The 922-nt window shown below is 70.0% G+C and carries 1 protein-coding gene; it reads left to right on the top strand.

Features of this window, described 5'->3' with window-relative positions; genetic code table 11:
• On the top strand, positions 1 to 922 hold a 922-nt coding region (locus AB0C16_RS40100), incomplete at both ends, for a KR domain-containing protein (RefSeq protein ID WP_357691384.1).

Below are 922 nucleotides of genomic sequence, written 5' to 3' on the forward strand. Positions count from 1 at the left end.
GCACCAGCTCACACAAGACCTACCACTGTCCGCGTTCGTACTGTTCTCCTCGATCGCCGGCCTGACCGGCAGCCCCGGCCAGGCCAACTACGCAGCCGCCAACACCTTCCTGGACGCCCTGGCCCACCACCGCCACACCCACGGCCTACCGGGAACCAGCCTGGCCTGGGGACCATGGGACCACACCGGAATGGCCGCCACCCTTAGCACTCGCTGGCACCGCTCCGGCCAGCACCCCCTGCCACCGGTCGCCGCCCTCCACCTCCTGGATGCCGCCCTCACCCACCCCCACCCGCTGCTGGCACCGGTCCACCTGGATCACCCCCAGCTCCGCACCCAACCCAACACTCCGGCCATCCTCACCGACCTGGCCGGTCCCGGCGCCTTCACCGACCAGGGCACACGCCGCCGAACGAGCACGATGCCTGCTGCTCTCGCCCGGCAATGGGCCGACGCCACAGCGGCCGAGCAGCAGCAGATCGTGCTGGACCTGGTCCGCCGCACCACCGCCACCGTGCTCGGCCACACCGGCCCCGACCGCGTCGATTCCGGCACAGCCTTCCGCGAGCTGGGCTTCGACTCTCTGGCCGCGGTCGAACTACGCAATCACCTGGCCACTGCGACCGGGCTGTCGCTTCCGGCCACGCTCACCTTCGACCACCCCACCCCCCATGCGGTGGCGAACCTCCTGGCTGAAAAGCTCTCCCCCACCACGGCGCCCAAGACGGTGGGCAAGACCTCAACCCGGGCCCCAGCCGATGATCCGATTGTGATCGTGGCGATGGCCTGCCGCTACCCCGGCGGAATCACCTCACCCGAAGACCTATGGCAACTCGTAGCCAACGGCCACGACGCCATCACACCCTTCCCCACCGACCGCGGCTGGCCCCTCGACACCCTCTACCACCCCGACCCCGACCAC

Source organism: Nonomuraea sp. NPDC048916, from assembly GCF_040649575.1.
Classification (GTDB): Bacteria; Actinomycetota; Actinomycetes; order Streptosporangiales; family Streptosporangiaceae; genus Nonomuraea.